This is a genomic window from Allopontixanthobacter confluentis (assembly GCF_009827615.1).
Classification (GTDB): domain Bacteria; phylum Pseudomonadota; class Alphaproteobacteria; order Sphingomonadales; family Sphingomonadaceae; genus Allopontixanthobacter; species Allopontixanthobacter confluentis.
The window spans coordinates 591,480-608,297 of the sequence record NZ_WTYU01000002.1; the positions used below are offsets into that span (position 1 = coordinate 591,480).

The 16,818-nt window shown below is 57.0% G+C and carries 16 protein-coding genes and 1 tRNA gene; 4 read left to right on the plus strand and 13 right to left on the minus strand.

Annotated features, from left to right (window positions below):
- The first annotated feature begins 98 nt into the window (after positions 1-98).
- Positions 99-380, plus strand: coding sequence for an integration host factor subunit beta (locus GRI44_RS11190; protein ID WP_160601857.1), 282 nt, complete (start codon positions 99-101; stop codon positions 378-380).
- Positions 381-520: 140 nt separating this feature from the next.
- A tRNA-Leu gene (locus GRI44_RS11195) sits at positions 521-605 on the plus strand.
- Positions 606-689: 84 nt separating this feature from the next.
- Here the strand turns inward: GRI44_RS11195 and GRI44_RS11200 are convergent.
- Positions 690-1,829, minus strand: coding sequence for a tyrosine-type recombinase/integrase (locus tag GRI44_RS11200; protein ID WP_160601858.1), 1,140 nt, complete (start codon positions 1,827-1,829; stop codon positions 690-692).
- Positions 1,830-1,839: 10 nt separating this feature from the next.
- Entirely contained in the window at positions 1,840-2,307 is a 468-nt protein-coding gene (locus GRI44_RS11205) for a hypothetical protein (protein ID WP_160601859.1), read from the minus strand.
- A gap of 131 nt (positions 2,308-2,438) precedes the next feature.
- Between GRI44_RS11205 and GRI44_RS11210 the strand changes: the two genes are divergently transcribed.
- Together GRI44_RS11210 and GRI44_RS11215 are read left to right on the plus strand one after the other, a co-directional pair.
- Complete coding sequence (locus tag GRI44_RS11210) at positions 2,439-2,627, plus strand: helix-turn-helix transcriptional regulator (protein WP_100261414.1); 189 nt, start codon at positions 2,439-2,441, stop codon at positions 2,625-2,627.
- 191 nt (positions 2,628-2,818) lie between these two features.
- Positions 2,819-4,030 (plus strand): reverse transcriptase domain-containing protein, encoded by a 1,212-nt coding sequence (locus GRI44_RS11215; protein ID WP_160601860.1) that lies wholly within the window; start codon positions 2,819-2,821, stop codon positions 4,028-4,030.
- A 6-nt stretch (positions 4,031-4,036) separates the two neighbouring features.
- Here GRI44_RS11215 and GRI44_RS11220 read toward each other — a convergent pair whose 3' ends face one another.
- The 11 genes from GRI44_RS11220 to GRI44_RS11270 all read right to left on the minus strand — a co-directional run bounded on the left by GRI44_RS11220 (position 4,037) and on the right by GRI44_RS11270 (position 16,582).
- Positions 4,037-4,624 carry a recombinase family protein gene (locus GRI44_RS11220; protein WP_160601861.1) on the minus strand — a complete coding sequence of 196 codons (588 nt, stop codon included), beginning with the start codon at positions 4,622-4,624 and terminating at the stop codon, positions 4,037-4,039.
- A 198-nt stretch (positions 4,625-4,822) separates the two neighbouring features.
- Complete coding sequence (locus GRI44_RS11225; protein ID WP_160601862.1) at positions 4,823-6,565, minus strand: DNA-directed RNA polymerase subunit alpha C-terminal domain-containing protein; 1,743 nt, start codon at positions 6,563-6,565, stop codon at positions 4,823-4,825.
- Between the two features lie 44 nt (positions 6,566-6,609).
- Positions 6,610-8,244: an ATP-binding protein gene (locus tag GRI44_RS11230; protein WP_160601863.1), complete on the minus strand. Its 1,635-nt coding sequence runs from the start codon at positions 8,242-8,244 to the stop codon at positions 6,610-6,612.
- Positions 8,241-8,861 (minus strand): hypothetical protein, encoded by a 621-nt coding sequence (locus GRI44_RS11235; RefSeq protein WP_160601864.1) that lies wholly within the window; start codon positions 8,859-8,861, stop codon positions 8,241-8,243. Before GRI44_RS11235 ends, GRI44_RS11230 begins: the two co-directional genes overlap by 4 nt.
- 102 nt (positions 8,862-8,963) lie before the next feature.
- Positions 8,964-9,794: a GIY-YIG nuclease family protein gene (locus GRI44_RS11240; protein WP_160601865.1), complete on the minus strand. Its 831-nt coding sequence runs from the start codon at positions 9,792-9,794 to the stop codon at positions 8,964-8,966.
- Positions 9,794-10,888, minus strand: coding sequence for a DNA cytosine methyltransferase (locus GRI44_RS11245; RefSeq protein WP_160601866.1), 1,095 nt, complete (start codon positions 10,886-10,888; stop codon positions 9,794-9,796). Before GRI44_RS11245 ends, GRI44_RS11240 begins: the two co-directional genes overlap by 1 nt.
- Before the next feature lie 569 nt (positions 10,889-11,457).
- Positions 11,458-12,057, minus strand: coding sequence for a nucleotidyltransferase family protein (locus GRI44_RS11250; protein ID WP_160601867.1), 600 nt, complete (start codon positions 12,055-12,057; stop codon positions 11,458-11,460).
- Positions 12,032-12,880 carry an XdhC family protein gene (locus tag GRI44_RS11255; RefSeq protein ID WP_160601868.1) on the minus strand — a complete coding sequence of 283 codons (849 nt, stop codon included), beginning with the start codon at positions 12,878-12,880 and terminating at the stop codon, positions 12,032-12,034. Before GRI44_RS11255 ends, GRI44_RS11250 begins: the two co-directional genes overlap by 26 nt.
- A 26-nt stretch (positions 12,881-12,906) precedes the next feature.
- The gene (locus GRI44_RS11260; protein ID WP_160601869.1) at positions 12,907-15,105 is read right to left on the minus strand and encodes a xanthine dehydrogenase family protein molybdopterin-binding subunit; all 2,199 of its coding nucleotides are present in this window, start codon (positions 15,103-15,105) and stop codon (positions 12,907-12,909) included.
- The gene (locus GRI44_RS11265; RefSeq protein WP_160601870.1) at positions 15,102-16,085 is read right to left on the minus strand and encodes an FAD binding domain-containing protein; all 984 of its coding nucleotides are present in this window, start codon (positions 16,083-16,085) and stop codon (positions 15,102-15,104) included. Before GRI44_RS11265 ends, GRI44_RS11260 begins: the two co-directional genes overlap by 4 nt.
- Positions 16,082-16,582, minus strand: coding sequence for a 2Fe-2S iron-sulfur cluster-binding protein (locus tag GRI44_RS11270; protein WP_160601871.1), 501 nt, complete (start codon positions 16,580-16,582; stop codon positions 16,082-16,084). Before GRI44_RS11270 ends, GRI44_RS11265 begins: the two co-directional genes overlap by 4 nt.
- Between the last annotated feature and the right edge of the window lie 236 nt (positions 16,583-16,818).

A 16,818-nucleotide genomic window follows, 5' to 3' on the forward strand; every position in this document is an offset into this window, starting at 1 on the left:
TGGTCGCAATCACGCTTCCTGCAATCCCGACGTGGACGGCAGGAAACTCCAATGACGTATCGGTCTGATCGAAACGGATTTGGAGATGGGAGAATACAATGATCAGGTCTGAGCTCTTGCAGGCTATCGCCAAGGACAACCCCGAACTTCGCGCTGAAGAAGTCGAGCAGGTTGTCGATATTTTCTTCGATGAAATTGCCCAACGCCTGGCCGATGGCGGCCGAGTGGAATTGCGCGGTTTCGGCGCATTCTCGACTCGCGATCGCGAAGCCCGCAAAGGCCGCAACCCCCGTACCGGCGAAGCCGTCGACGTGCCGGGCAAGCGCGTTCCCTATTTCAAACCGGGCAAGGAAATGCGTCACCGCCTCAACGCGGACTGACCCGGTCCCTGCCCCCGGCCAAACCAGGCAAACCGATTGCGGTCATGCACACGCGCCCTGTTGCGGCGAATTCGGCTGTGCGCGCTTTGCTGCACAGGCAATCTTGGCACGTGCCCGCTACTTGGCTAGAGCGGCGCTGTGCGGGTGTGGCGGAATGGTAGACGCCGGGGACTTAAAATCCCCTGTCCTTTGGACGTGTGGGTTCGAGTCCCACCACCCGCACCAAGCTTTTCCGCCATTTTTGGCGTATCAATCGGTGTGTTCGGTTCCGTCGATAGGGGCAGCGGTGTAATTTCGGGGTAATCCACGTTAGCCCGCCTTTCTCGATCTAAGCGAGCGATCGAGAGCGGAGACGGTCTTATCGACAGTGCGGTCTGCGATATGAGTGTAGCGCATCAGCATGGTTAGGGTCTTGTGCCCCGTCACTCTCTGGACAGCAGGAAGCGACATTCCCGCAGCCACCATCATTGTTGCTGCGGTGTGCCGCATGACATGAGGGGTGATCAAATCCGCGCGCAACCCTGCCGCCTTTACTGCGCGCTTGAAGGGACCGTTGAACTCATTCACGTGTCCTGTTGCCGTAAAAGAGGACGGAAATATCCAACCGTCGGGGTCGGGTCGGCTTTCCCTCTCGGCGCGTAGCATCTCGACAAGCGAGTTTGTGAGCGGCTGGGTCCGGTCCCCGGCCTTCGCTCTCGGTAGGTAAAGGCGACGATTGCCCCAGTCGATATGGTCGAAGCGCGCCGAGACTATCTCTGCTGACCGCATAGCGGTGTTTAATCCGAACTCGACAAAGAGCCAAAGATAGGGGTGACTGTCGCGCTTTGCGGCTTCGATCAGCGCGTCACATTGTTCGTCAGAGAGTACAACGGTTCGACCTTCCGGCTCCACGAGTTTGGGTATGGCACAAGGCGCTCGTCTGAGCTTACGCCTGCGGACCGCTGTACTCCAAACGTGCCGCAAGGTAGCAAGGTCGCGATTCACGGTTGCGGGAGCTAAGCCGCTTTCAATCAAATCCTGCTTGTACCGTCCGATATGCTCTTCTGTGATCCCGTCCACGATGAGGTCACCGAGATGGGGTACGAGGCGGCGCTCGATCTGCAACTTCTTGCGTCGAAGATTTTTGCCGCCCGATGCTTCCATCTCGGCCAAATACCATGAGGCCAGTTCAGAAAGCTGCATCGGCACTCTGCGGCCCTTCGGCTGGGTGTCTAGTCCCTCCCGGATGTCGGACCTAGCCTGATCTCGCGCCTCGACGGCTTTCGTGCCGTTCCAACCCTCGCTTTTTCGACCGAGCAAGGTCTTTTTGCGCTTGCCCAGGTACATGAACTCTAGCGACCAACGCTCGTCACCGTTTTCGAGCTTGGTAACGATGATACCGCCCTCTCTAATGCACTCTCCGGGTTTGAGTTCTTTGCGTCGCGACGGGGTGATCTTCTGCAATTTCATTCAGAAGGCCTCACACTTCCAAGTTGCGCTTGTAGGTGCGTCGCGTCGAAGGCTTATTCGTATCCGGTTTTTCGCCAGTAGCTTGGACCTCGGCGGTCGGCGACATGCCCTCGATGTAAGCGCCGAAATCGTGGATGGCCTGATCAAGGTCGTTCGCCATCCCCTTGAGCAAGGTGCTCGCAGTTCGCGTCCACAACGCAACATCGGCTGTACCGTCATGTGGAGGCATCAGGGGGAGCATCGCGTCCTCGAAGGCGCGCAACTTCGGCGCGAAGTACCGACGAAAATCGTCTTCCAAGTCCAAGCCTCGAATAAGAGCGGCCTCACCCTTCTGGCTGATCGACATCTCCGACGCTTTGGCAGAAGCGGTAAGGCGCTCCAGCGTGCTGTCAGTGATCTTCGTTGTGAAGGTCGTTTTGCTCCCCGAGAACGGCCCACGCCGTGCCCCTCCCCTCTTTGGTATCGTGCTCTTAACCATAACAAGCTCCTAGGTTTACTTGAATTGCAGTAAAGGTATTGACGGCTCCGTCAACCCCCGTTAGAGGCCCGCCGCCACCCACAGGAGAAGGAGCCAAAACCATGATGCAGCGGCGCGTTAGAGAGCGACAGATGATCATCACCCCAGATGGGCGGCTGACACGTTCCCATGCCGCGAGGTATCTGGGGGTTGCACCACAAACACTTGCGAATTGGCACACGCAGGGGCGTGGTCCGAAGTCATTCAAGATCGGAGGGAGAGCCTTCTATAGGCGCGATGACATCGACGCTTACATTGCCGAGACGATCAGCGGTCAATGATGCAACCCGTTGCAACTCACGGGTCATCTCGTGCTCGCATAATTGAACCGGCTTGCCCGCATTGCTCTGCAAGAGCGCGAGATGGGGAGGAACTCACATTCCACGCCCTTCTCCAAGTGATCGTCAGCAACCCGAACGCGGCAGCGCGCCTATGCAGGGCGTCTGAAAGAGGCCTCCGGCGGTGGTGCCGCTTGCGCACCAGAGCTTCATCTACCGCAATCCAGAAGCTGCACGACGCCAAGCATTACAAGAACGCGCGAAGGGCGCGGGCAGAACACCTCGCCAGACTTGAGGTTCAGGTTGATGCGCTTTTCATGGCAGCGCGGAAGCGATGGCGCACGCGCGAAAGCCAGTCAGAAGTTGAGCGCGAAGTTATACGCCAGAAGCGGCTAAGGGCGGTCTTTGACAAACTGCCAGAGGTAGGCCGATTGACCCGGCCCGCGCGAGCGCGCCAGTTCCTGATCAAAAAGGATAACAACAGAGGCACGCGCCTCATCACCTCATTTTATTGGGTGGATCGAGCACGCCAAATCATGCTCCGATCCGCTCTCTCACCCTTTGCGGACCTCCATGACGCACAGTACATGCTCGCGCGTGATGCTAACCGTCGTGGACCAGCGGCGGTCCGCGAAGCTCTCCTAACGGCCCTCGAACGTTGCGATGCGAACTGGGAGTTCATCCATCTTGATGTGGTAGACTTCTATGGCTCCATCTCGCAGGGCTGGCTGGAGAGGCACCTGGGCCTGGACCCGGCAATCATACAGCATCAGGTTCATTTGGGCCGAATGATGTTGGATGCTCCAAGGGAAATGGCCACCGTTCTTGCCACGCAAGAAGCAATCAGAGAGGGGGGCCAGCGGGGCATCCCGCAAGGCTCGGCACTATCTAGCCTCATCGCAGAGCAGGTGATGGCGGCAGTGATCCGAAGCGCCGTTGTCTTCGAGGAACTGCCGACATTCATATGGTCTGACAATGTCGGGGTGCTTGCTCCGCGACATAGAGTGAGGGAAGTCGTCGAGCTTGCCCGTACCGCATTCGCGGACCACGGCGCTGGCCCCTTCAAACTGACCGTTACGACCTGGCCTGTCAGCAAGCCATTCAGGTTCCTCGGCGTCTGGTACATTCGACGTGAGGACAAACCGGACGCCCTAGTGCCTTGGGAGGTCTTGAACGCATGGCAGGCCTCAATCGCATCGCGCCTCCAGCTTTGCTGGGGCTACGAGATCGACGCCATCGAACATGCGGTGGAAAAGAAGTTGGCTCGTTGGCGTTGGTGTCCCGATGCTCGCAGAACGGTTCGGGCCGTTCGTCGCCTAATCGCTTCTCGGCGTTCGCAATTCAGTGAGCGAGAGCCGAACCGCATGGCACGGGCGGAGGATGGCGTGATGCCGTTGCTGGTATAACGCCTCTTACCGACCTGCCAAGGAGGCACAGTACCGATCGACGGTTGCCTTCGATATGGAAAATTGAGCCATCGTTTCGCGGATCGTCGCGCCGTTTTCTGCTCGCCAGCGGCGAACCTCAATAGGGTCGGCGGCCAAAGGTCTGCCAAGGCTTGCTTTGCCTCTATGGGTCTTGCCCGTCTCGCGGATCGACTTTCGCGCAGCGGCGCGGCCCGCTTCACACCGTTCCCGGATGCGTTCCCGCTCCATGTCTGCGATCTGGGCGAGTACTGCGACAATAAGCTCGCCTACGCCTTTGCCAATCGGCCCCAAACCTCGCACGTCTAGCGTGACGCCTTCTTCAAGCAGGCGACGCACAGTTGTCTGCACGTCCAGAGCGTCGCGGCCAAGGCGATCAAGGGCGTAAACACACAGCGTATCGCCATCGCGGATGTACGACAGAAGCTTGGAAAATGCGGGGCGCGATGCTGCCAAGCTGGCACCGCTTACCCCCTCGTCGGCGAACTCGCGATCAAACGGCCCCGCCAACGCCTCGCGCTGGGCTTCGATGCTCTGCCCCCCAGTGGAAACCCGGTAGTATGCGATACGGCTCATAGTGTCTCCGATGCCTCAAAAGGTACCATAACATTATGATATTGCATCAGAATTAGCAATCCGTATCTTTCGACGCAGGCGGGCGTGCCCGATCGCGCTGCATCAAAACCTACAACTTATGTGCGCGGTCTGAGTATGGAGCCTTCTCGTATGCGCGCGAGCTACTGCAGCTCGTCGGGCAGACCAGCACGGCTTTGATTATTCGTCTTCATCGAAGTCACTTTCCGCAAAGCTGCCGGCCTTCTGCGGGTCTGCAAGTTCATGAGATTGGTCGAAGAGCTCGTCATCCCCAACCTCAACTTCTACGGTGTTATGACCGAAATCGAAACGCAGAAGCATCACGTCCTCGATATCTGCTCCTGACAAGGCAAGAATATCTCTAAGGCCAGCGATCCCCTGAGCGTTCGCCTCAATCTGACCGGACTTTGTGCCATCGGCTAGGCGGACCGGCCAGGTCCCAGACACAAGGTCGATGACAAAAGCTGGTAGATAAAACATGCCCATCTTAATTCCGAGGCGATTTAGGCGAGTCGCAAACCAGAGGCGCCCTTGGCCATCCCATCCGTGTTCAGAGCGGGCGGTTTTCTTTCTAGTTGTCGCAAGCTCTTCTATCATTCCGGGAGGAACGGGAGCGCCCACAAGACCATAAATGCCAGGCGCAATCTTCCCGATTATCGGTGAGTAACTCAGATACATATAGAATGAATTGTCATTGATGCCGCGCTCGTCGATACAGTAGCTTTCAATTTCCTCACGCCTTAGCGGTGAACCTTTGGCCTGAAAGCAATCATGGAATGCTGTCTCGATCTCACCCAGAGGCGCTGGCGAAAATTTCGCACTTCTATGCACTGAGCATTCAATCACCGGCAGTTCACAAATCTTTTCCGCAAACGAGGACAAGACAGCTTGAGGCGGCACAAAAGCGAGCCGATGACTTCGCAGCGCGGCCTGCCGTAGTTCCGATATATGCACCGTGCTGGTGACCGTCAGAACTTTGCGAATGGTATTGCTAAGCCGGTTTCGCTCGGCCTTCAAACTAGCCCAGTTGTGTTCCCGGTCCAACCAAACGGTTTCCGGTAAACCATTGAGGGCCTGACGGATCTCGTCACGCTTCTCTAAGTCTTGCGTGAGCCTCAAACACGTTCGGTCAATATTGACGCAACCGCTCCGACTTGTCGCCCTTCGGAAATCTACAGCGATCTCATGTAATGACGGCGAGCGTCCTTTCACATCCATGAAAGTTGCGATGCCCTCCTTTACGAGCTGCAATTCAGAAGGAATGTCGAAGACGTTCGCCACGTTGAGTAGTGACTCTACTGGGAAGGTTCTGTCGCCGAGATCTTGCTTAAGAAGGTCTTGAGCAACCTCCAAACCAAGGGGCGAAACACGTTCCATCTTCTTTATGAGTCTTTCGCAGTGTGCAGTTGGAAGCCACATCGCTCTTCCGGCATCCTCTGCGCGCGTTGTGATCTGCCGAACGCGCTCTCGCGTCATTCCATACTCTTGACCAACCGATTCAAGGGTGCGCGGCTTGTCCCCCAAAAGCCCCCAGAACTTCCCAGCAATATCTCTGTTTCGGCCGTCAAGAAGTGCCGCGAGGATGGCTTCAACTTCGTCCCTTGCAGTCGGATACTGACGTTCAAAGACGCCAAGTTTGACGGCAACTATCCCTCTAACTGCCTTAAGGTGGCCCTCTCTGATGAGGTTTGCCTTTTGAATGGTCCAGCCTCGAACGTCGGTGCCGAACACCAGATCCAGGCGTGATAGAACCTCCTGGGTTTTAGTTAGGGATGTGCGGCCGAAGTTTGGGATCCGCAAAAAACGTTCAGGATTGTCCTGCACAAGCTGGCCAACAAACCGGATCCCCTCATTATGAAACGCGTTCACGGCTCGCGGAGGGAGTTGTAATTCGTCCACGTCCACAGAAAGCAATAAGTCCAAATTCGTAAAGCCGGCGGGCCCAAGAGGGAGGCTCAAGGCGGTACTCATTGATAGAGGGACGCCGCCGCTCTCGAGAGCCTATTAAGTGTTTCACGAATGGCGACTATCGGTTCGGCGGGATCAATGTACCACCCGACATTATTGCACTCTGCCGAGAGGCCAATTGCGTACTCAGAGAATGCAACTTCATAGGCCATACGCCGGAACAATGGATCGTCGATGCCCCCATCCCGCTTGGCGGCTACAATCTGCGGATGGTCTAAGTTAATCAAGATTGTTCGAGATGCGTCTTCGTACTTTGCCCTCGCATTCTCTTCGCCCATCTCCAAAAAGTCGACGTGAAAACCGCCCCTTTTCCTTCTATTGGTTGGCGATGCTGGCTTTTCTTGAGCTTGCCGTTCACCTTCTTCGTCAGCTTCGTATTCGGGTCCCGGACGAGGCTCGTCGGAAGGGGGGGTGGGTTTGGGTAGATCATTATGAATGTCACTAACCCCAGCCTCTTCGTCAGACAGGATCGCTAACACATCGTCGCCAGGAGTGAGCAGCGATTGATCTCCCTCGCTACTAGGCCCATCACGCAGATCAGAGGTGCCTTCTGCATCAGCAACGACCTTTTTGAGCTGCTTGCTCCAGTCGTCAAAATCCGCATTGATAATGTCTGCGATTTTATCTGCTTCTTGCTTGAGCTTCTTTGCGTCTTCTGAGGCCTTCCGCTGCCTCTCTTCTTTTTCGAGATTATCAATAGCTTGCTGCACGTTCATGCCGATGAATGCCATGACTGCTCTGACAGTCTCATTTTGACGGTTGAGCACCATTGAGCGTGACATATCGAACGGGGAGATACCGCTTTCATCATCGGCGAGTTGCGGCACTTCGATCGACCCGAAGATGTACTTCGACAAGTGCTTTGCCTCACAACCTGCTAAAGTGGTTTCGTGCAAAACGCCTTTTGAGGTGACAGCAATGCCCCGGAAGTTTTCCTCTAACGGTGCCTTGGCGATCTTCAATACAAGCTCTACCGCTGGGAGCCTTTGTTCAAATGAGGTGCCACTTGTGGAGACGGTAAACTGTTTTGCAGCCACCGGCTCGACAAACTCGCATTTGTGGTGGTCTACGTAGACAGTGGCGCTTGGCCAATGCGCGATGTGGCGCTCAATTTCTCTGATAATGGCGCCCCGGTCGATCTTTGAAAGTTTGACATCCTCTACGTCAATCTGAGTTCCATTGTGCCGATCCACCGGTTGATCGCGCTCTATGACCTTAACGGGAACCCTGCTCGAAGCTTCGGGTGAATCTATGTCCTCCCGTGAAAGTTCGACCGTAGATCTTTTACCGTCCTTGACGGTCGTTACTCGCAGCTTATTGGCGATCCCGAACGCGGCAGATTTGCCGGTTCCGAAGAACCCTCGACCAGGCCTACCGGTAGCTCGATCAATATTCTCCCCGTGCATCTGAAAGAATTGATGAAGGTCATCGAAACTCATCCCCCTGCCGTTGTCGATGATTGTGATGGACTTCGCCTTTCGATCGATTAAAACTCGAACTAAGGGCTTCTCTGCGTCAATATATTGAAGCCCGTTTGAAACATATTCCCAGACCACCTGATGCTCATGTTTGAACAGTGCAGAGCTCTGGAGAATATCGCGCCCGACATGGCTCGTCACCGACAGATCTGTCATTCGTCAACTCCAACAATTTCAGCGATTTCTGCGATTGCTTTCTCTAGACGCTGTTGGCCTCGGAATATTTGCTGTGCCCTGTCAATCCGTTTTTGGCGAGCTACACCTTTAATATAGTCGTCCACTCCGAAAAACCTCTCGGCCTCTTGGCGCGTGATCTCATTCACCTTGCCGGCTTCCCACTTCGCAAAAGCAGCCTCGGAGATCATCCTTGCGCCCTCACGGTGCTGCCAGGTCTTCTCTTTGACGGATAGACGAGGAGCGAATTTGAGACCGTGTGCGAGGATCTCAGGGTGCTCTTCGCAGAAAGCGAGGCCCGCCGCTGTCAGCAACCAACCTTCTCGCTCTCCTCCAGAAATGAGGCCGCCCTTGGCAGGCTTTGCGGCGTCATAGAGGCGCTTTCGGACTGCTTCGATGTTGATCTGGTCGGTGTATTTCCGCCAAGAGAACCGCCCAGGCGCAATCTCATTAGCTTTTATTGCGATATCTTCTGTATCGGTGAGCTGCTGCGATGCGCCTGCTAGGTAGGCCGCCAAGACAACAATCTTGTCGTTGGGCAACGACGCTTCTTGCGGCAATTCATCTTCTCCAAAGTGAATGGTGGCGTGGCCACACATTGAAGCACGCTTTCGATGAACATTCCATCATTTGCCGTCAAGCACGAGAGGCAAAAAGGCATCTATACCCGAGCCGATACAGCCGTTTAGGTAACATCCCTGCTATTTCGAGAGTTCTTCAAGTGCGAAACCGTAGCGGTCTGGTTCTTTGTACAAAATGACTCGGTCGGGAAAGACCGTCGCCAGCCAACCGTCAGGCAACAATGCAACTGATTTTACAATTAAACTGCGCATGGTCTCGTTGCTTCCCACTTGCAATTCTCCAGCCGCACGGAAATCCTCATGTCCAACTCGATAATGCGCCTGCCGCTCTTTGCCTTTGGCACCGACAACGGAGTCAGTTTGGTATCGAAAAAGGTAAGGCAAGGTTTCCTTGAGCTCAATAAATAGCGCCAAGATCTGGTGGCGGCCTGGATTGATTTCCAGTGGTCGATCTATGTCGATAGGGCGCTGTTTATCAAAATCGGCGGGCTCCTGCGTTTCTCGCCGGTGACCTGGGTCATTAGATCCGAAGCCACTAGTGTTCCAAAGAAGCGCCGTGGCGTCCGCCTCACGCAATGAATTGATCAGGATCGCCTCAACATCGAAGTTTGAAAAGACGAGGATGCGGATCGCCTTAAAGGCGATATCATCAGGATTGAGGTTTTGCCTATGCTGAACCGTGAATGCATGCCGCCCAAGGCGATCTCGAAAACCATGTCTGGTATCGGTCTTCCCGGCGTAGACCGGATGACCTCGCTCATACAGAACATAGGCCCCTTTAGCTCCGACCGGTATCGCTTCTATTGCCTCGCGAGTAAGAGGTGCGAGAGGGACCTTATCCAGAACGCCGGGGAGATCGGAGCGTAATACTCGTTCGATATCTATCTCATACTCCACGTACCCTGCGGGGGCCGTGTGTATTACGCTCGCTGCTTTTGTGTGGTCGGCCATCAGGCCGCCATAGGCACTTTCCGATCGTGTCGAGTCAAGGTCTTAACGATGGCATTGCCCACCGCTTCCGAAAGTTGACAGGGTACGGCGTTTCCAAGTTGCCGCATGCTTTCAGTCCAGCTTCTCGGGAACATATAGTCATCTGGCAGCCCTTGAAGGCGCGCAGCTTCTCGGAGGGTGAAATAGCGCACGGTATCATCGTCTTTGACCATCATATTTTCCCCACCAGGAACGCCGTGGTCTCCCGCCTTGAGGGCCTTAGATGGCAAATCAAGAGGACTACCTGTGTGTCCCGGATAGACCTTGGCGCCCGCCTGAAAAACATGGTTGTTCTCGCCATTGGGCTCTCCAAGCCCGCGAAGTGCGTCCCTGACCGTGACCCAGCGTTTTCCTTGCGGTTCAACGCCTGAGTCCCGTAATTTACGCACTGCGGCTGCGTCCCTCTTTGCGAAACCTTCGAGCCGTGGCTCGAGTTGATGTTCACTCCAATACGCACCTTCGACGTACTGATCCCAAAGCATCCGCTCGCGAGAATGCGTCGCTTCAAGCTTGAGCGATGCGGCATCTTCGTCAGACCTTAGTCCAACAATCACTACGCGATGCCTTTGCTGAGGGGCACCAAAATCGGCAGCGTTCACTTTATGCACCGTCACATCGTATCTTAGGCCCTTCGCTGGGGTCCGAAGCCGATCAACAATGGAAGCCAGATACCCAGCAAATTTAGGACGCGCGAGGCCTCTTACGTTCTCGAACAGAAAGGCTCTGGGCATGGTCTCAGCGACGGCGCGGACCGCGTGTGGCCACATATCTCGCGCATCAGCGTTACCTTTGTGCTTTCCACCAATGCTAAAAGGTTGGCAAGGTGGGCCGCCCGCTACAAGGGTCATATCCGCAAAATCGTTCCAATGAAGATCGCGCACGTCTGCCTTAATGACGGGCCAGTGTTCGACATGCTCAATCCCTGCGGCTTTGTTATGCAGGACAGTCTCGACTGCGTCATTATCCCACTCAAAAAGTGCTTCGTGCTCAAAGCCTGCGCGGGAAAGACCCAGCGCCAACCCACCGCACCCAGTAAATAATTCGACGCTTCGCACCTGATGTCCCTCTTAGCTGCGGTCTCATTTGTAGGGGATGGCTACATGGGCCTCCAAATCGCCACCATAGATAACTGGGGGTAACCCTTGTTCCGCGTTTGTTCAACCCTCACTTGCGGCTCCCGCGAATCATGAACGCTCCTTGAGTTCTGACTTTTCATGTAAATGTGCTCGCACCGAACGGGTGGCCTCTCTCAGTCTCTGGTGGCGTCAGATCCGATAGATCTCTACCAAGGATCATGGCCAAATCTCGCTCGTTGCAACGCGTTGCAAATCTTTACGACACTCGCCTCCCATAGGGAGGGTAGGTTCGGTGTAATTTTGGGGTAACGAGATACAGGAAAGAGTGACAATTGTAGGTAGCATTCGGTAAAAGCTGGCTGTTCAAATTCGCCATTCCGTAAGCATTTTCAAACGCTTTTGGTGGGTTTAGGGGGCTCCCGGTAGGCGCAGGTAATCGCACGCGGAGTGACTTAAAATCCCCTGATCTTTGATCGTGCTGGTTCGAGTCCAGTCACCCGTACCAATGGCGCAATTGATGCGTGGGCGCATGGCGCCTGCCCGTGACGCTACAGTTCGCGCACGATCTGGCTAAGCATTTCCTGCGTATCTATGTCCCTCAGGCTGGCTGCATTGTCAGGCGGCAACAGGCAGATCGCTTCGCCCCAATCAAGGCTGGCGGCGCCCTGTTCACCTGTAAGGCTGGCAAGATTTTCAAAAACCCGTGCCGGAAAAGCCGCAGGCACGCCGAATTTGCCGCCGGGGTATTCCGTAAAAGTGACGGCTGATCCCTGTGCCAGCGCGCGCAGAAATTCCGGCTCTATAAAGGGCATGTCAGCCAGCATGATAACCAGCCGTTTGCATGGGTTTGCGGCTTCCGCCGCTGCGCGGATCGACCCTGCAATGCCATTGTCCCGTTCATGGTTTATCACCCGCTCCCACCCTTGCAACTGGCCTGCAAAGCGGGGCGGCTGCGGCGCGGTTACAATCAGCCGGCGGAGAAAACCTGCGTGTTCGGCGCTGTCTGTCGCCCATTGCCCCACCGGCCTGCCGCCCAGATCTGCGTCGAGCTTTCCGCCGCCAAAACGCGTGCCCCGTCCGGCAGCAAGCACCGCCACCACAATGCCGCTCTCGATGGAGCGGTCATTGCGCAGGCTGGAGTGCTTCATACTTGCCGGCAATTTCACTGAGGATCGACAAGGCGAGCGCGGTAGGCGTTCTGCAGGCCGCAATGGTGCCGATCGGCCCGCGAATGCGCGCTACATCATCTTCGCGAGCGCCTGCGGCCATCAATTGGGCAGTGCGGCTGATCCGGGCACTTTCGCCGCCCTGCGCGCCGATGTAGAATGCGCGGCTGTCAAGCGAATGCATCAGAAGCGGCGTCTCCCATTCATGATCATGAAACAGCAATACCACCGCCGTCCATGCATCTGCGGCATCGAGCGCGGGCATCTGCCCCAGCGAGAGGCTATCTGGATCAAATGTTTCCACTGCGATGCCCGCCGCGCGGGCAAGGCGTTGCAGGGCGGCAAGTTCTGGCCCTTCGCCAAAAACCCGCAATTGCAGCGCGGGAATATAGCGGCGCTGCTGCATGAAGGGATTGGCTGCGAGCGGCAGAACTGCCATCTGCCGGTCCTGCAATCGCTGTGCGGCATCGCGGCAAGCCATAGAATCAGGTGCCGGATCAATCAGTATATCGAGCCCGCCGCCGCAGGGCAGGCGAAAATCTATCTGCGGTGATCCGCGCCCATAGCGTTTCACAACAGGCCCGGCGCAATCGCGGGCATCCCTGGCCAATTGCTGCTCCAGACAGCCATCAGCCAGACTGCCGGACAGCGCGCCATCGGGCCCGATAGCCAGTTGCGCGCCCAGCCTGCGGGAAAAGCTCCCGTCGATGCCAACAATCGTGCACAGCGCAGTGCCGGGATTGCAGCAGGCCAGCAGTGCGGCGTGTTCCTCATCCCCCGTCAGCAAGCCGTGGTCAGTCTGCATCGCAGGGTTCGCCCGCCCGATCATTGTCAGTCAGCCGGCATGGCAGCCAGAACGCGGTCAGGCGTCATGGGGAAATCATGCAGCCGTGCGCCGCAGGCATTGTAAATGGCATTTGCGATTGCGCCTGCACCGCCGCACATGCCCAATTCGCCCACGCCCTTTGCCTGAATGGGGCTGGCTGCCCCATCACGTTCTTCCACCAGAATGACATCCATGTCAGGCACGTCGCGGTGCACCGGGACATGATATTCCGCCAGATCGCAATTCACCAGATGGCCGTCAACAGGGTCAAACAACAGGCTTTCTGTCAGCGCGCTGCCAATGCACCACACCATTCCGCCCAGGCATTGTGACCGGGCGGTTTTTTCGTTTAGCACGCGGCCAATGCCGAAAGCACCGGTCATCCGGCGCACACGAGTTTCACCTGTCCATTGGTTGACGGCGACTTCGGCAAAAAACGCGCCATAGCTTGATGCGGCGTAATCATCTTCGGTATCGCCCGGCTCGTAATGGCCGATTTTGGTGATGGCCTTGCCATCCAGAATTTCTGTCACAGGCCGCGTTTGGCCGCCCCATGAGGCAATGCCGTCTTTCAGGGTCAGATCATCCTTGGCAGCGCCAAGCAGCGATGCAATTTCTTCGGCGATCGCTTCGCAGGCAACAAACACTGCCGAGCCTGATGATGCCGCACCCCAACTGCCGCCGGAACCCGGGCCGCGCGGATGCTTGGTATCGCCCAGTTCCACCAGCACGTCATCGCGGCTCATTCCCAGCATCTCACCGGCGATCTGGCCCAGAATTGCGTAAGTTCCGGTGCCGATATCGGTCATGTCGGTCTGGACCAGCGCAGTGCCATCGGCCTGCAAAGTCACGCGGGCCTTGGCTTCACCCACATTATGGACGCGGGCGGCAGACGCCACGCCAGTGCCGATCCACCATTCACCCTCACGCTGCATCCGCGGTGTGCGCGGCCCTGAATCCCAGCCAAATTTCGCTGCGCCTTCTTTCAGGCATTCAGCCAGCTTGCGCGAACTGAACGGCGTACCTTCGGAAGGGTGAACCTCCGGAATATTGCGCAGGCGCAGTTCCACAGGGTCAATGCCCGCTTTTTCCGCCAATTCGTCCATCGCCGCTTCCAGCGCGGGCATACCCACCGCTTCGCCCGGGGCGCGGACTGAGCCTGCGGTCATGCGGTTGATGCGGGCCACTTCAATCTGCAGCACGCGGTTTTCTCCGCCATAGAGAAATTCGCTCGACTGGGTGACCGGTTCGGCAAATTCTTCATTCGGCAAATTGGATACCAGCGCTTCATGGCCAAATCCGGTCAGCTTGCCGTCGGCATCTGCTGCCAGACGCAGGCGCTGCGTGGTTTCGGACCGGCGCATGATGGTCTGGAAAACCTGCTGGCGGCTCATCACCACGCGCACGGGGCGGCCCAGTTCCATCGCCGCGACAGATGCCGCGACAACATCCTGGCTGACGCCGAGTTTGGACCCGAAGCCGCCGCCGACGAAGGGGGACAGCAGGCGCACTTTGCCTTCCTTCAGCCCCATGGCATCAGCCAGTTCGGTAATATTGTAATTCAGCATTTGCAGCGATGCATGGACAGTCAGCGTATCGCCGTCCCACTGGGCGATGGATGCGTGCGGCTCCATCGCGGCGCTGGCATGCCCTTCGGTGGAATAATGCAGATCGACGCTGGCGTCTGCCTGTTTCATCGCATGGGCCAGATCACCCTGCTGCGTCGCGCCATCTTCGGTCTCGCTGTCCGCCGCTTCGGGATCAAAGATTGCATCGGTATCTTCAGTGTAATCGAATTTCAGATGTTTGGCCGCATCACGCGCCTGTTCGAAAGTTTCGGCCACCACCAGCGCAATCGGCTGGCCCCAGTAATGCACTTCGCAGACATTCTGCTTGGGCGCTTCATTGGCAGTGCCTTGCGCGGCGCGCGCGGTCAGCCGTTTGTCGGTGATGACCTTGATGACGCCAGGCATGGACGAAACTGATTTTTCATCGATGGAATTGACCTGCCCCTTAGCAAATGGGGCGGTGACCAGAACACCTTCCAGACATTCGTCAAACGCATATTCCGCTGCATAGGTGGCGTTGCCGGTAACTTTCAATATGCCTTCGGGCCGGGTCAGCGGCTGGCCGATGATGCCTTGCGCTGTATGGTCCAGCACATTGCGATTATCGGGTTTGTCATGTTTGAAAAGTGCGGTCATGCTGTCAGCCCCGTTGCATCGCACAAGGCTGCGGCAAGCGCGCGCCGTGCCAGTGGAATCTTATAGTCATTTTCGCCGTAACCCTGCGCATTTTCGAGCAGGAGATCAGCCGCCTTGTCGAACAGTGTGAGCGATGGCTTGGCGCCCACCAGCAATTCCCCGATGCGCGGATCATGCCATGGTTTATGCGCCAGCCCGCCAAACGCCAGATCAGCGCGCGTGATGGTGCCATCCGCCTGATCGACAATGGCCGCGACCGAACACATGGCAAAGGCATAGGATGAGCGTTCGCGCACCTTGCGGTAAATCTGCTGGCCCGAAACAGGCGGCGGCAACAGCACTGCGGTGATGATGTCGCCATCTTCCAGCACATTTTCGCGCTGCGGCGTATCACCCGGCAGCAGATGAAAGTCGCGCACCGGAACGCTCCGTGTCGAACCATCGCCGCCAGCAATTTCGACCGTGGCATCAAGCGCGCACATCGCCACGGCCATGTCGCCGGGATAGGTCGCAATGCACTGGTCGCTGGTGCCCAGAATGGCATGCAGACGGGCAATGCCCTTGATCGCGCCGCAGCCTGAGCCGGGATCGCGCTTGTTACAGGGCTGGTCGATATTGGTGAAATAATAACAGCGCGTTCGCTGGCACAGATTGCCGCCAGTAGTGGCCTTGTTGCGCAATTGCTGGGTTGCACCGGCCAGAATGGCGCGGGCCAGCAAAGGATATTCGCCGCGAATGCGCGCATCAGCCGCGGTCAGCGTGTTGGTGACAAGCGCGCCAATGCGCAAGCCGCCATCAGCTTCGGCGATAGTGTCCAGCGGCAGGGCACCCAGATCAACCAGCGTAGCAGGTGTCTCAACCTGTAGCTTCATCAGGTCGAGCAGGTTGGTGCCGCCGGCAATCGCCATCGCGCCGCTATCGGCAACCAGCTGGCCTGCATGTTCCAGCCGCTCCGCGCGCTGATAATCAAACGGCTTCATAGCTCTGTCTCCGCGACTTCCCTGATGGCGGCAATGATGTTGGGATAGGCCCCGCAGCGGCACAGATTGCCGCTCATCCGCTCCCGAATTTCTTCGTCGGTAAGTTTGGGGGCCTGTTCCACATCACCGGTGGCATCACTGGGCCAGCCAGCGCGTATTTCCTCGATCAGGGCCGTTGCCGAACAAATCTGCCCGGGGGTGCAATATCCGCACTGGAAGCCGTCATGTTCCAGAAACGCCTTTTGCAGGGCGGATGGCTGGTCAATTGTGCCCAATCCTTCGATGGTGGTTACCTCATCCCCGTCATGCATCACGGCAAGCGACAGGCAGCTGTTGATGCGAACGCCGTTCACCAGCACGGTGCAGGCCCCGCATTGGCCATGATCACAGCCTTTCTTGGTGCCGGACTGGCCCGCATCATGGCGGATGAAGTCGAGCAGGCTGACCCGTGGGTCATCGGGCAGGTCGTAAGGCTGGTGATTGATTGAAATTGGCATCCGGGATCCTTCTGTCTTGCGAACGCACGAAGCCATCATCGGGTCCGAAATTTGCCCGCGTTCCTTAGAAAAAAGGCACGGGGGCGGCGAGTTTTTTGCCAGCAGGGCGGAACAGATGGCAGGTTCGGCCCTTGTTAGCGTGAGACCATCCCCGATGGCACGAAAAAAATCAGGCCCGGACGCTGGCCTGAAATCAGCCCCGAATTCAAGCCGGGCCGGGCGAGCCATCCTGCAGG

Bases quoted from the DNA above. Each gene is read 5' to 3' on its own strand.
- GRI44_RS11240 (WP_160601865.1), bottom strand. From the start codon at position 9,794: ATGGCCGACCACACAAAAGCAGCGAGCGTAATACACACGGCCCCCGCA.
- GRI44_RS11235 (WP_160601864.1), bottom strand. From the start codon at position 8,861: ATGTGTGGCCACGCCACCATTCACTTTGGAGAAGATGAATTGCCGCAA.
- GRI44_RS11205 (WP_160601859.1), bottom strand. From the start codon at position 2,307: ATGGTTAAGAGCACGATACCAAAGAGGGGAGGGGCACGGCGTGGGCCG.
- GRI44_RS11220 (WP_160601861.1), bottom strand. From the start codon at position 4,624: ATGAGCCGTATCGCATACTACCGGGTTTCCACTGGGGGGCAGAGCATC.
- GRI44_RS11210 (WP_100261414.1), top strand. From the start codon at position 2,439: ATGATCATCACCCCAGATGGGCGGCTGACACGTTCCCATGCCGCGAGG.
- GRI44_RS11200 (WP_160601858.1), bottom strand. From the start codon at position 1,829: ATGAAATTGCAGAAGATCACCCCGTCGCGACGCAAAGAACTCAAACCC.
- GRI44_RS11265 (WP_160601870.1), bottom strand. From the start codon at position 16,085: ATGAAGCCGTTTGATTATCAGCGCGCGGAGCGGCTGGAACATGCAGGC.
- GRI44_RS11255 (WP_160601868.1), bottom strand. From the start codon at position 12,880: ATGCAGACTGACCACGGCTTGCTGACGGGGGATGAGGAACACGCCGCA.
- GRI44_RS11250 (WP_160601867.1), bottom strand. From the start codon at position 12,057: ATGAAGCACTCCAGCCTGCGCAATGACCGCTCCATCGAGAGCGGCATT.
- GRI44_RS11270 (WP_160601871.1), bottom strand. From the start codon at position 16,582: ATGCCAATTTCAATCAATCACCAGCCTTACGACCTGCCCGATGACCCA.
- GRI44_RS11230 (WP_160601863.1), bottom strand. From the start codon at position 8,244: ATGACAGATCTGTCGGTGACGAGCCATGTCGGGCGCGATATTCTCCAG.
- GRI44_RS11190 (WP_160601857.1), top strand. From the start codon at position 99: ATGATCAGGTCTGAGCTCTTGCAGGCTATCGCCAAGGACAACCCCGAA.
- GRI44_RS11260 (WP_160601869.1), bottom strand. From the start codon at position 15,105: ATGACCGCACTTTTCAAACATGACAAACCCGATAATCGCAATGTGCTG.